General features: G+C 66.0%; 8 protein-coding genes. 4 read left to right on the top strand and 4 right to left on the bottom strand.

The window, feature by feature from the left end:
• Positions 1 to 21: 21 nt before the first annotated feature.
• A complete protein-coding gene (locus ISP20_RS15555) occupies positions 22 to 1,794 on the bottom strand; it encodes a glutamine--tRNA ligase/YqeY domain fusion protein (RefSeq protein ID WP_204637030.1) in 1,773 nt (590 codons plus the stop codon).
• A gap of 198 nt (positions 1,795 to 1,992) precedes the next feature.
• On the opposite strand from ISP20_RS15555, the gene ISP20_RS15550 reads away from it, so the two are divergent.
• Positions 1,993 to 2,271, top strand: a complete 279-nt coding sequence (locus ISP20_RS15550; protein ID WP_204637029.1) for a putative signal transducing protein — start codon at positions 1,993 to 1,995, stop codon at positions 2,269 to 2,271.
• Between the two features lie 74 nt (positions 2,272 to 2,345).
• Entirely contained in the window at positions 2,346 to 2,879 is a 534-nt protein-coding gene (locus ISP20_RS15545) for an adenine phosphoribosyltransferase (protein ID WP_239535948.1), read from the top strand.
• A gap of 154 nt (positions 2,880 to 3,033) precedes the next feature.
• Here ISP20_RS15545 and ISP20_RS15540 read toward each other — a convergent pair whose 3' ends face one another.
• Positions 3,034 to 3,633: a hypothetical protein gene (locus ISP20_RS15540; RefSeq protein WP_204637028.1), complete on the bottom strand. Its 600-nt coding sequence runs from the start codon at positions 3,631 to 3,633 to the stop codon at positions 3,034 to 3,036.
• 7 nt (positions 3,634 to 3,640) lie between these two features.
• Positions 3,641 to 4,585: a LysR substrate-binding domain-containing protein gene (locus tag ISP20_RS15535; protein ID WP_204637027.1), complete on the bottom strand. Its 945-nt coding sequence runs from the start codon at positions 4,583 to 4,585 to the stop codon at positions 3,641 to 3,643.
• A 214-nt stretch (positions 4,586 to 4,799) separates the two neighbouring features.
• Between ISP20_RS15535 and ISP20_RS15530 the strand changes: the two genes are divergently transcribed.
• Together ISP20_RS15530 and ISP20_RS15525 are read left to right on the top strand one after the other, a co-directional pair.
• Positions 4,800 to 7,481, top strand: a complete 2,682-nt coding sequence (locus tag ISP20_RS15530) for a M1 family metallopeptidase (protein ID WP_204637026.1) — start codon at positions 4,800 to 4,802, stop codon at positions 7,479 to 7,481.
• A gap of 175 nt (positions 7,482 to 7,656) precedes the next feature.
• Positions 7,657 to 11,772 (top strand): hypothetical protein, encoded by a 4,116-nt coding sequence (locus tag ISP20_RS15525; protein WP_204637025.1) that lies wholly within the window; start codon positions 7,657 to 7,659, stop codon positions 11,770 to 11,772.
• A gap of 116 nt (positions 11,773 to 11,888) precedes the next feature.
• Here ISP20_RS15525 and ISP20_RS15520 read toward each other — a convergent pair whose 3' ends face one another.
• Entirely contained in the window at positions 11,889 to 12,902 is a 1,014-nt protein-coding gene (locus ISP20_RS15520) for an NADP-dependent oxidoreductase (RefSeq protein ID WP_204637024.1), read from the bottom strand.
• Between the last annotated feature and the right edge of the window lie 9 nt (positions 12,903 to 12,911).

The following is a 12,911-nucleotide window of genomic DNA, read 5'->3' as shown; positions in this document are numbered from 1 at the left end:
GGGAGCATCGACGCGGCTCGATCAACCGGCTTGTTTCGCCCATGCGTCACGCAGCGTGACGGTACGGTTGAAAACAGGTTTGTCCGATGTGTGATCCACGCGGTCGGCGACGAAGTAACCGAGACGCTCGAACTGGAAGCGCTGTTCCGGATCGACCTTCGCCGCGGCGGGTTCCAGCCACGCCGTCACCACGCGCTTGGCTTCCGGGTTGATGTGTTCGATCCAGGTCTTGCCATCGGTTTCATCGTCCGGATCCGCCACGTTGAACAAGCGGTCGTAGACGCGCACTTCGGTGGCGACGCCGTGTCTGGCGCTCACCCAGTGAATGGTGCCCTTCACCTTGCGGTCCGCGCCCGGCATGCCCTGGCGCGATTCCAGATCGAGCGAGCAATGCAGCTCGATGAGGTTGCCGCCGGCATCCTTCACCAGCTCGTCGCATTTGACGATGCCCACGCCGCGCAGTCGCACTTCGCCCTCGGGCTTGAGGCGATGGAAACCCTTGGGCGGCACTTCGGCGAAGTCTTCGCGCTCGATCCACAGCTCGCGCGAGAACGGCACGTGGCGCGTGCCGAAGCTCTCGTCCTTCGGATGATTGGAGAAGGTGAGCTGTTCTTCGTGGCCTTCCGGCAGATTGGTGATCACCAACTTGAGCGGATCGAGCACCGCCATGCGGCGGGCCGCGGTGGCATCGAGATCTTCGCGGATGCAGTTCTCGAGGATCGAGTAATCGATGATGCTGTTCTGCTTGCTCACGCCCAGGCGTTCGATCAGCAGGCGCAGGCCGCCCGGCGTGAAGCCGCGGCGACGCAGGCCGCGCAGCGTGTTCATGCGCGGATCGTCCCAGCCGTCCACCAGGTTCTCGTTCACCAGCTGGGCGAGCTTGCGCTTGCTGGTGATCGAGTAGGTCAGGTTGAGGCGCGAGAACTCGATCTGTCGCGGCTTGGCCGGCTCGGTGCGGAAACCGCCTTCGCGCAGGTGCTGCCACAGCTCCGGATGGTTGACCAGGTCCACCTTGTCGACGAACCAGTCGTACAGCGGGCGATGGTCTTCGAACTCCAGCGTGCACAGCGAATGCGTGATGCCTTCCAGCGCATCGGACAGGCAATGCGCGTAGTCGTACATCGGGTAGATCGGCCACGCATCGCCGGTGTTCTGGTGCGCCACCTTGCGGATGCGATAGATCGCCGGGTCGCGCATGTTCATGTTGCCCGACGTCATGTCGATCTTCGCGCGCAGCGTCTTGGCACCGTCGGCGAATTCGCCGGCGCGCATGCGCTGGAACAGGTCGAGGTTTTCTTCCACGCTGCGCTCGCGGAACGGCGAGTTGCGGCCCGGCTCGGTGAGCGTGCCGCGATAGGCGCGCATGTCCTCCGGGCTGAGGTCGTCCACATAGGCCACGCCATCCTTGATCAGCTTGATGGCCGAGTCGTAGAACACCTCGAAATAATCGGAGGCATGGCGCAGGTCGTGCCACTCGTAGCCGAGCCAGCGCACGTCGTCCTTGATGCCTTCGACGAACTCCGGATCTTCCTTGCCGGGGTTGGTGTCGTCCAGGCGCAGGTTGCACCAGCCGGTGAATTCCTTGGCGATGCCGAAATTCAGGCAGATCGCCTTGGCGTGGCCGATGTGCAGGTAGCCGTTGGGCTCGGGCGGGAAGCGCGTGCGGATGGCGTGATGCTTACCGGTGGCCAGGTCCTCGCGGATGATCTGGCGGATGAAGTCGCGTTGACCCTCGGCCTGCGGGGCAGCAGCGGCGGAGGCAGTGGGTTCAACGGCGGCGTTTTCGGTAGACATCGGGAATCGAGGCTCGGTCGCGGTGGCGGAAACGGTGAAGTTTACCCTGTCCGGTAGATGGGGGTGTTTGGCTGTTTTTCAGCCGCTGGCGGGGGCGGGGAACCGGCGCCGATCATCGGGGAATCGCCCGCTTCACCCCCGCAACACGCCTGTAACGGGAACTTGCCCGAATACCGCCACAGGGGTAGCGTGGGTCCCATGCGCATTGCCTATCGAGCCGAAACCTTGATCGACGCCCATCTGGTGAAGGATGCGCTGGAGCGTGCCGATATCCCGGCGTTCGTGTCCGGCGAGTACCTGACCGGGGCCGTGGGGCAGTTGCCCGCGCTGGATTACGTGGCCGTGCTGGTCCCGGAAACCAGCCTGCCGGCCGCCGAAGCCGTGGTCCGCGAGGTCGAGCGGGACCTGCAGGAAGCCCGCCTGGCCATCAGCGAGGCCGATGAAGATCCGGACGCGCCGCTGCCTGCGTTCGGCTGACCGGCGCAGCGGCCGGTTTCCCGTGTCGCGGTATCCTGCGTAGTGGCCACCCGGCCTCGCAGGAGTTACAGACCATGGATGCCACGCTGCTACAGATCCAGTCGCTGATTCGCGCCGTACCGGACTTTCCCAAGCCGGGCGTGATGTTCCGCGACATCACGCCGCTGCTGGCCGATGCCGGCGGCTTTGCCCGTTGCATCGATGCGCTGGCCGAACCGTGGCAGGGCAGCGGCGTGCAGGTGGTGTGCGGGATCGAATCGCGTGGGTTTATTTTCGGCGCAGCGCTGGCGCAGAAGCTGCACGCCGGTTTCGTGCCGCTGCGCAAACCCAACAAGCTGCCGCCGCCGGTGGTATCGGTGGATTACCAGCTCGAATACGGGGTGGATCGCCTGGAAGCGCGCAACGATGCTCTGCGTCCCGGCGAACGCGTGCTGCTGGTCGATGACGTGCTCGCCACGGGCGGCACCGTGGCCGCGGCGCGCGCACTGGTGCTGAAGCTCGGTGCGCAGCTGGTGGGGGCGAGCGTGGTGATCGAACTCGCTGCGTTGCAGGGGCGCGAGCGGTGGCAGGATGAGAGTGCGCCGTTGAAGGCGTTGTTGCGGTACTGAGGCGCGGTTGGCCGGCACTCGGGATCAGCAGGCGCTTTTTGTGGGAGCGCGCTTGCGCGCGACAACCTGACGGAGCGGTATCGACATCACGTTGCTGTCGTGCACAAGTGCGCTCCCACAGTGGTGTCGCCAGATTGTGGGTGCGCGGCCGTACTCACGGCACAGCCGCTTCCACACTCTCCACATAAACCAGCTCGCACGCCCCATCGCCGGTATCGTCGCGCGACATCGACGTGCGCCAGCGCCAGCCGTTGGCGCGGCTGGCGTCCACCAGAAAACCCTGCAGATGGATCACCTCGCCGGCACGCACACGCTCCAGTTCGCGCCGGGCGGTGTCGTCGGCGGGAATCATGTGCATGTTGGCGCTGGACTGTTCGATCTCGCGGCGCGGTATCGGGAAGTGATCGACGTGCCAGTGATAGAAGCGGTTGCCCTGGCCGATCTCGATCTGCGACAGCACCTGGCTGTCGGACATGCGCCCCCAGCCCAGTGCGAGATCGATCGGCGCCAGCGCTGCGCCGGCGTCGAAACGATAGTCCTCGCGCGACAGCACGCGTGCGGTGAGCTCGAAGCGCGCGCGCGTGACCAGGGTGACGTCGTCGCGTCGCAGCGTGGTGCCGTCGTGCAGATCGATCTGCGTCGGCACGTCGGCCGCCAGCATGCCGGGAGCGTGGACGATGGCGCGGTGGCGCCACCAGTTCACGCCGCCAAGCAGCGCGATCAGCAGCAGGCCGACCAGGATGAAACGCTGCATCGACACCTCAGCGAGTGGCCTGGCGCGTGGGCTTGCTCTCCGTGATGCCCGGTTGCAGCAGGCCGGGCGGCAGATCGCTGATCACTTCCGAGAAGCGCTTGAGGAACAGGCCCATCGACGAACTCTTGCGCCACGCCAGCGCAATGCGGCGACTGGGCGGATGGCCGGCGAATTCCAGCAGGCGCACGTTGTCGGTGCGCGACACCGGCGGCTTGATCGCGAGCGTGGGCAACAACGTGATGCCCACATTCGCGGCCACCATCTGCCGCAAGGTTTCCAGGCTGGTGGCGCGGAAACCCGAGCGTTCGCCGGCACCGGCGAGCTGGCACACCTCCAGCGCCTGGTCGCGCATGCAGTGGCCGTCTTCGAGCAGCAGCAGGCTCTCGTCTTCCAGGTCGTCCAGCTTCAGGCGCTTGTGCTTCTGGCCCAGCGGATGATTCTCGGGCACGGCGAGCACGAACGGTTCTTCAAACAGGAATTGCGTGTGCAGGCTTTCCTCGTGCAGCGGCAGTGCGAGGATGCCGGCGTCGAGCGAGCCCTCGCGCAGCATGCGGATGACCTGCTCGGTCTTCTCTTCCACCAGCAGCAGTTCGAGCCGCGGAAAATGCTTGCGCACCAGCGGCACCAGGTGCGGCAGCAGGTACGGGCCCAGGGTGGGAAAAATGCCCAGCCGCAGGGTGCCCGATTCCGGATCGCGGGTGCGCTGCGCAATCGCCTTGATCTCGTCGATCTCCGACAGCACGCCGCGTGCGCGACGGGCGATCTCACGGCCGGTCTCCGTCAACAACACTTTGCGCGGCGTGCGCTCCACCAGCGCCACGCCCAGTTCGTCCTCAAGTTTCTTGATCTGGGTGGAGAGGGTGGGTTGGCTGACGAAGCTGGCCTCGGCCGCACGACCGAAATGGCGATGTTCGGCGAGGGCCACGAGGTAGTGCAGGTCGCGCAGGTTCATGGGCGGAATCGCTCATTTTTCCAATAGCTGATGTCTATCATAATGAGGTCTTTCATCGGTCAAGACAATGCATGGGGATCGGGGAGGCCCGGGCACTGTGGGCGAACTCCGAAAGCGGCGGGCAGCTCCCGCCGGCATGCCTTTTGGCACTGTGTCCAAAGTCACGGCAGCACCTAGCTTCGGGGTTTGCCTTACCAAGGGGAGCCTTTCGCGCATGCGCCGTTTCGTCCGTCCACTCGTTCTCACCGCCCTGGCCGCCTGTTGCGGCACCGCCCTCGCCGCCGCCGTCGATGACCAGCCGCACGGCCGCCTGCCCGGCTGGGCACAGCCGGAGTCCTACCAGCTCGACTTCAAGGTCGACCCGCGCCAGCAGGATTTTTCCGGCAGCACGGTGATCAAGCTGAAGCTGACCCAGGCTTCCGACCACCTGTGGATTCATGGTCGCGAACTGAAGGTGAGCAAGGTCACCGTGACCGATGCCGCGGGCAAGTCGCATGCGGCCAAGTACGTGGACGTGGCGCCGCAGGAAGGCGTGGTGCGCATCGATTTCGGCAGCACGCTCAAGCCGCAGGAGCTGACGCTGGCGATCAACTACACCGCGCCGCTCAACCAACAGCTGCAGGGCTTGTACAAGGTGAGCCACGAAGGCCAGCCGTACGCGATGACGCAGATGGAACCGATCAGCGCGCGCTACGCATTCCCGGGCTTCGACGAACCGGGCTTCAAGACGCCGTTTGATATCCGCCTGACCATCCCCAACGATGAAGTAGCCGTGGCCAACACCAAGCAGTTGAAGGAAGAGAAGGCCGGCGATGGCTGGAAGAAGCTCACCTTCTCCACCACCAAGCCGCTGCCGACCTATCTCGTCGCCTTCGGCGTGGGCCCGTGGGATGTGGTGAAGGGTCCGGATATTTCGCCCGACCAGTACCGCACTAACGCGCTGGAACTGCGCGGCGTGGCGGCCAAGGGCGAAGGCCATCGCCTCCAGCATGTGCTCAGCGAAACGCCGACGATCATCCACACGCTGGAGGATTACTACGGCTTCGGCTATCCGTGGGACAAGCTCGACCTGCTGGCCGCGCCGGATTTTTCCGCGGGCGCGATGGAAAACGCGGGTCTGGTCACCTTCCGCGACTGGCTGCTGCTGATCGATCCGGATTCCCCGGCCACCTATGTGCGCGGTTCGTTCAACGTCACCGCGCATGAACTGGCACACCAGTGGACGGGCGACACCGTGACGCTGGCCTGGTGGGACGACCTGTGGCTCAACGAAGCGTTCGCCACCTGGATGCAGCAGAAGGTGACGCAGAAGGTGCATCCGGAATACCGCGCCGATCTCGATCGCGTGCGCGGTGCGCAGGGCGCCATGAACGACGACAGCCTGGTCACCACGCGCAAGATCCGCCAGCCGATCAGCGGCAATGGCGACATCGAGACGGCGTTCGATTCCATCACCTACCGCAAGGGTGCGGTGGTGCTGGGCATGTTCGAGGGTTACGTCGGCGAATCGGCGTTCCAGCAGGGCATGCGCGCGTATATCCAGGATCACAAGTACGGCAATGCCACCGCCGACGATCTGATCGGCTCCGTGGCCAAGGCCGCCGACAAGGGCGACAACTTCAAGCAGGCGTTCAAGAGCTTCCTCAACCAGCCGGGCGTGCCGTACGTGCAGACCGAGCTGGCGCAGGAAGGCGGCAAGACCGTGCTCAAGCTCAGCCAGAGCCGGTACCTGCCGGTGGGCAGCAAGGGCAACGACAAGCAGGTATGGGGTGTGCCGATGTGCGTGCGCTACGGCACCGCCAGCGGCAGCAAGGTCAGTTGCGAACTGTTCGACCAGGCCACCGGTTCGATGGTGCTGGAAGGCGCGAGCAAGAACACCTGGGTGTTGCCCAACGCCAACGCCACCGGCTACTACCGCTTCGCCATGGCGAAGAAGGACCTGGCCACGCTGGGCAAGCAGATCGACAAGCTCGACGATGCCGAACAGCTCGCCTACGCCGATGCCGTGTATGCGAGCTTCAAGCATGGCGACCTCGATGCCGGCGACGTACTGGCCGCGCTCAAGCCGTTGACCGCGTCCAAGACGCGCGAAGTGGCCACCGCGCCGTTGACCAGCTTCAACTGGATTCATCGCAACCTGGCGCAGACCGACGCCGAGCGCGCCAAGCTCGATGCGTGGGCTACCAGCGCGTACCTGCCGCGCCTCAAGGCACTGGGTTACCAGCGCAAGGCCAATGAAGCCGACGGCGACTCGCTGCTGCGCGCCACCCTGGCCGATGAACTGGCGCTGGTGGTGAAGGTGCCGGAGGTGCGCGCCGAACTGCTCAAGCAGGGCGACGCCGCGCTCAAGCGCAAGCCCGACGGTCGCCTCGACCTGGCCACCGGCGACCGCGATCTGCTCGGCACGGCATTGGCCGTGGCCGTGCAGGAGCGCGGCAAGAGCGCGGTCGATGCGTTGATTGCCGAAATCCCGCAGACCAGCGACCCGGCCTTCCGCAATGCCATGCTGGCGGGTTTGAGCGAAGTCAGCGATCCGGCACTGGCCGTGCAGGTGCGCAACTTCGCCCTCGACAAGAAGGTGAAGGTGGGCGAGATGGCCATGCTGCTCGACGGCGGCCGCGACACGCGTGCCGAGCGCGATGCGTCGTGGCAGTGGACCACCAGCAACTACGACAGGATCGTGGAACGCACCGGCAGCTTCGCCGGCGGCAAGCTGCCCGACCTGGTCGGCGGCGGCGGTTGCTCGCAGGACGAAGCCGATCGCCTGCAGGCGTTCTTCAAGGACCGCGTGAAGCAGGTCACCGGCGCCGAGCGTGGCCTGGCGCAGACCACCGAATCGACCGTGCTCTGCCATGTGCTGGCGCAAAAGCAGGATGCCAGGTCGATCCTGCGCTGATTCAACGGTCGCAGGCAGTGGTCCCCACCGGGCGGCGCAAGCCGCCCGGTTTTTTTTGCGGGCGCTCAACCCTTTTTGCGCATCCGCCCCGTTAGAGATGACGAAGGCGCTTTCCGTCGCCTTCTGCCGGCACCTACACTGGGCTGGCTCACCCAGCGTCGTCAGGGAGAAAGACATGCGTCGTCCGTGGGAATGGTTGTGCCCGCTCGTGTTGCTGGTTGCGCCGGCCATGGCGCAGAACGTGCCGCCACCGCTGAAGGATTGGCAGGATTGGGTCTTGCACGACGTGCCCGAGCACGCGTGTCCGGTGCTGAGTTCGGTAGGTGGGACCACGCTGCAGCACGAGTGCGCGTGGCCCGGAAGGCTCACGCTGGATGCGGGCAAGGACGGCGCCCGCTTCGGTCTGGACGTCCATGTCGATGGACGCAGCTGGATCGCGCTGCCCGGCGATGCACGCAACTGGCCGCAACAGGTGAGCGCGAACGGCAAGCCGATGATCGTGCTCGATCACGAGGGCGTGCCGTCGTTGCAGCTGGAACCCGGCGACTACGCGCTGCACGGCACGCTGCCCTGGGACAACCGTCCGGCGCGTTTGCAGGTGCCGGCCTCGATTGGCCTGGTCTCGCTGACGCTCGACGGCAGTCCGGTGGCGCGCATCGAACGCAATGATGCGCAGCTCACCCTGGGCGAAGCCGCGGAGGCGCAACGCGCGGCCGATGCGCTGTCCGTGCGTGTCTTCCGCCGACTGCACGATGGCCTGCCGTCCGATCTGCAGACGCAACTGCAGTTCAACGTCACCGGCAGTTCGCGCGAGCAAGTGCTGGGACCGGTGCTGCCCCCGGGGTTCGTCGCCACGTTCATCGACGGCGGCCTGCCGGCACGGCTGGAAAGCGACGGCCGCCTGCGCGTGCAGCTGCGTCCCGGCCAGTGGACCATCAACCTGGGTGCACGCGGCACCGAGGTGCCCAAACAGATCAAGCTGACCCCGCCCGGAGCGCCGTGGCCCGCGCAGGAGATCTGGAGCTATGCCGATGAGCCGTCGCTACGCAGCACGCGCGTCGACGGGCAGCCGGTGGACGCTGGTCAGGCCGACGTGCCTGCCGAGTGGGCGGATTTTCCCGCCTACGCGCTGGACGCGGATCATGGCCTCGCCATCGAACAAGGCACGCGCAACGGCGAAGGCGGGCAGGGCGATCAGCTCGCCTTGCATCGGCAACTGTGGATGGACTTCGAGGGGAAGGGTTTCACCGCAGCCGATTTTTTGACCGGCACCTTGCGGCGTAGCCAACGACTCGACGTGGCCGCGCCATGGCAGTTGCAAAACGCTTCGCAGCCGGACCGCCCGCTCTTGGTTACCGAGAACGGCCACGGGCGCCGTGGCGTCGAATTGCGCGATGCGAAACTCCAGCTCACTGCCGGCCTGCGGCTGCCGGAGCGCGGCAATGCGCCGAGCGGCGGCTGGATGCTTCCGCTGGAAAGCATCGATACGACACTGCATCTGCCGTACGGTTATCGCCTGATCGGTGCCGCCGGCGCCGACCGTTCGCCCGATTCGTGGATCGCGCAGTGGAGCCTGCTCGACCTGTTCGTGGTGGCGCTGATCGCCTTGCTTGCCGGCCGCATGCTGGGCTGGCCGTGGGCGCTGCTGGCGCTGGGCTTTCTCGCGCTGGCGCAGCATGAGCAAGGCGCTCCTCGTTGGACGCTCGCGCTGGCGTTTGCGCTGGCGCTGCTGATGCGTGCACTGCCGGATGGAAAGCTGCGCCTGGCGTCGCGTATCGGCGCCGTGGCAGTGCTGGTGCTTGCCGTGCTGTGGAGCCTGCCGTTCGCGGCATCGCAGATGGAGTACGCCTTGCATCCGCAACTGGAACAGGGACGTATGTTCAGCAGCATTTCGTCCGAGGCTCGCGAGGTCGCGCCGCCGCAAGTCGTGAACATGGTGGAAGAAGCATCTACGAATGCGATTGCCCCTGCCCAGGTGCCGATGGCAGCGCCCGCGCTACCGCCCCCGCCTGCGCCCGCTGCAGACATGATGGCGGGCTCGCGGGCGGACTACGCGCCTAAAGTCGCGCAAAAAGCCCGGGCCACAGGTTCGCTTGAAGCGATCACGGTGACCGGCACCGCCATCAACGTCGGCCAGGAGCCGGATAGCCGTAGTGTCATCCAGGCAGGGCAGGGTACGCCTGACTGGGACGTCGGCAACAACTACCGCCTTGGCTGGTCGGGTCCGATCACGGCCGAGCAGACGACGCGGTTGGTGATTGCGCCAGCGTGGCTGGTTCGACTGCTGCGCGTGGTCATGCTGGCCTTGCTGCTGGTGATGCTGGGCAAGCTTGCCGCACGCCTTTTGCCGACGCTCCAAGGCTCGTGGCGTAGCTGGCGCATGCACGGCGGTGCCACGGCGTTGCTGCTGCTCGCGTTGTTGCCGCACGGCGTGCATGCGCAGACGACACCGAATGAGGCCATGCTGACCCAACTGCGCAGTCGCCTCACCGAAGTGCCCACCTGTGCGCCCGATTGCGCGGCCGTGGCGCAGGCCGCGTTCCAGGCGAATGGCGATCAGGTGATGGTGGATATGGAGATGCACGCGGGTGCCAGCATCGCCGTGCCACTGCCGTTGGGTGGCCCCTCGCTGTTGATCCAGAGCGTAAGTGTCGATGGCAAGGACGCGACGCTGATGCGCAATGCGGACGGCTTGCTGGTGAAACTCGACCGCGGCGTGCATCGCGTATCGCTGCGTTATGGCGCCGCCGCCACGGACGTCGGCACGCTGCATTTTCCGCTGCGGCCGCAGCATGTCGTGTTCAGCGGCAACGGCTGGAAAGCCGACGGCATGGCCGATGGCCGGCTGCTCGGCGATAGCCTCACCTTCAACCGGGTGCGCGCCGCGGTGGACGGGACGACCCCGGCGGGCGCCACGCAGGCGTTTCCTCCGTACGTGAAGCTCACCCGCATCCTGGTGCTGGGTAACGAGTGGACGGTGCGCAACGTGGTGGAGCGCATCGCACCCAGCGAAGGCGGCTTCAGTCTGGATCTGCCGCTGCTGCCCGGCGAGCATCCGCTGGGCGACGATGCGCGCGTGCACGATGGACGCATCGGCATCACCTTCAACGCCAGCGAAGCCAGCAAGAGCTGGAACAGCCGGCTGGAGCGCAGCGACGCACTCGCCTTGACCGCGCCGGGCCTCGGCGAGCGTGCGGAAACCTGGGTATTGCAGTCCTCGCCCATGTGGCATCTCGAAGCCAAGGGCTTGCCGTCCAGCCAGGACGAGCAGGGTCTTCGTTACCAGCCCTTGCCCGGCGAAAGCCTGCACGTCGCCGTGACGCAACCGAAGGCGGCGGCGGGCGACAGTCTCGCCTTCGATCAGGTGGAGGTGGATAGCCACGCCGGCGATCGCACCACCGAAACCCTGCTGACGCTCAAGGCACGCAGCACGCGCGGCGGCGAGCACGTCATCGGCTTGCCCAAAGGGGCCGAACTGCTGGAGGCGAAACGCGACGAGGCGCCGTTGAGCCTGGCCATACGCGACGACAAGATCAGCCTGCCGCTGCTGCCGGGCACGCACGTCTACACGCTGCGTCTGCGCGAGCCCGAGGGTGTTTCCTTCGCTGTACGCACGCCGGAGTTCAGCTTGAATGCGCCGGCCGCGAACATCCAGCTTCGCCATGCACTGCCGGAAAGTCGCTGGGTGCTGTGGACGTGGGGACCCAGCGTGGGCCCGGCCGTGCTGTATTGGTCGCAGCTGCTGGTGTTGCTGCTGGCGGCCTGGTTGCTGGCACGCTATGCGCCCACGCCGCTGCGCTTCCACGCATGGCTGCTGCTGGGCCTGGGCTTTTCCGCCTTCGCCTGGGGCGCGTATGCGTTGGTGGTGGTGTGGCTGATCCTGCTGGGATGGCGCGCGCGGTTTGTGCTGCCCGAACGCTATGGCATCGGTTTCAACCTGACCCAAGCGGCGCTGGCTGCGGTGACGCTGGTGGCGATCGCCGTGCTGATCTCCGCCGTGCCGAAGGGGCTGCTCGGCTTGCCCGACATGCACGTCGCCGGCTACGACTCCACCGCGTGGCAACTCAACTGGTTTGCCGACCAGACCGACAACGCGCTGCCGCAAGCGGGCGTATTCAGCGTGTCGCTGTGGGTCTACAAGATCGCCATGCTGCTGTGGGCGCTGTGGTTGGCCAACGCGCTGATCGGCTGGCTGCGCTGGGGCTTCGAGGCGTGGAGCCATGGCGGCTACTGGCGGGCGCGCAAGCCCAAGGTGGTGGAACCGCCGGTGGTTCCGGACGTGGCGGAGTGAAAGAAGGCGCCGCGTTTTAGCGCGGCGCCTTCTTCAAACCTGTCGCGCACACGGTGCGCTCCCACAGTGTCAGCGCGCATTTGTGGGAGCGCACCCTGTGCGCGACACGGCAGGCCTCAGTCGTCACTCACTTTCAACACCAACTTCCCCGTGTGACTTCCATCGAACAGCCGGTTGAGCACCAGCGGCGCGTTCTCCAGGCCATCGGCCACCGTTTCGCCCGCCTTGATCTTGCCGCTCACCACCCAGCCGACCAGGTCCTGCACCGCTTTGGCCTGATCCTTGTAGTCGAACGCGAGGAAGCCGCGCACGGTGAGGCGCTTGACGATGATCACACTGTAGTCGTCCGTGGCGCGTGCGCCGCCCGCGTAGTTGGCGATGAGTCCACACAAGGCCACGCGTCCGCCATTGACCATGCGCGACAACACCGCGCGCATCACCGCACCGCCGACGTTTTCGAAGTCGACATGCACGCCGTCGGGGGTCGCTTCGGCAAGCTTCTGCTTGAAATCGTCGGCCTTGTAGTCGACCGCGACATCGAAGCCCAGGTCCTCGACCAGGTGACGGCATTTCTCGGCACCGCCGGCAATGCCCACCACGCGTGCGCCGCGCAGCTTGCCGATCTGTCCGGCAATCGAGCCCACCGAGCCTGCCGCGGCGGAGACCACCAGCGTTTCGCCCGCTTGCACGGGCGCGATTTCAGCCAGGCCGTAGTACGCCGTGATGCCGCTGAAGCCGCAGGCGCCCAGCAGCGTGGGCAGCGCCACCGGCGGCTTGGGCGGCAGCTTCACCCAGTAGCCCGTCTTGTTTTCGTCGAGCAGGGCATAGTCCTGCCATCCCACCAGGCCTTGCACCAGGTCGCCCACGGCGTAGTGTTTGGACCTGGACGCGACCACGCGGCCAATGCCGAGACTGCGCATTACTTCGCCGATGGCGACCGGCGGCATGTATTGCGGGACGTCGCTCATCCACACGCGATTGGTGGGGTCCATCGAAAGATAGAGCACGCGAACGAGTGCCTGGCCGTCGGCGAGTTCGGCGGTGGGTGTTTCGCGCAGGTCGAAGTTGTCCAGGCCCACCAGGCCTTCGGGGCGTGTCTTCAACAGCAGTTGGCGATTCGTGAAGCTCATGGATGTCCT

This window comes from Dyella kyungheensis (assembly GCF_016905005.1).
In the GTDB taxonomy this organism is placed as follows: domain Bacteria; phylum Pseudomonadota; class Gammaproteobacteria; order Xanthomonadales; family Rhodanobacteraceae; genus Dyella; species Dyella kyungheensis.
The sequence above is the reverse complement of the archived record's forward strand: the minus strand, read 5'-3'. Positions and strand labels throughout refer to the sequence as shown.

Excerpts from the sequence above, each read along its gene's own strand:
- ISP20_RS15535 (WP_204637027.1), bottom strand. The coding sequence starts at position 4,585 with ATGAACCTGCGCGACCTGCACTACCTCGTGGCCCTCGCCGAACATCGC.
- ISP20_RS15540 (WP_204637028.1), bottom strand. The coding sequence starts at position 3,633 with ATGCAGCGTTTCATCCTGGTCGGCCTGCTGCTGATCGCGCTGCTTGGC.
- ISP20_RS15555 (WP_204637030.1), bottom strand. The coding sequence starts at position 1,794 with ATGTCTACCGAAAACGCCGCCGTTGAACCCACTGCCTCCGCCGCTGCT.
- ISP20_RS15520 (WP_204637024.1), bottom strand. The coding sequence starts at position 12,902 with ATGAGCTTCACGAATCGCCAACTGCTGTTGAAGACACGCCCCGAAGGC.
- ISP20_RS15525 (WP_204637025.1), top strand. The coding sequence starts at position 7,657 with ATGCGTCGTCCGTGGGAATGGTTGTGCCCGCTCGTGTTGCTGGTTGCG.
- ISP20_RS15530 (WP_204637026.1), top strand. The coding sequence starts at position 4,800 with ATGCGCCGTTTCGTCCGTCCACTCGTTCTCACCGCCCTGGCCGCCTGT.
- ISP20_RS15545 (WP_239535948.1), top strand. The coding sequence starts at position 2,346 with ATGGATGCCACGCTGCTACAGATCCAGTCGCTGATTCGCGCCGTACCG.
- ISP20_RS15550 (WP_204637029.1), top strand. The coding sequence starts at position 1,993 with ATGCGCATTGCCTATCGAGCCGAAACCTTGATCGACGCCCATCTGGTG.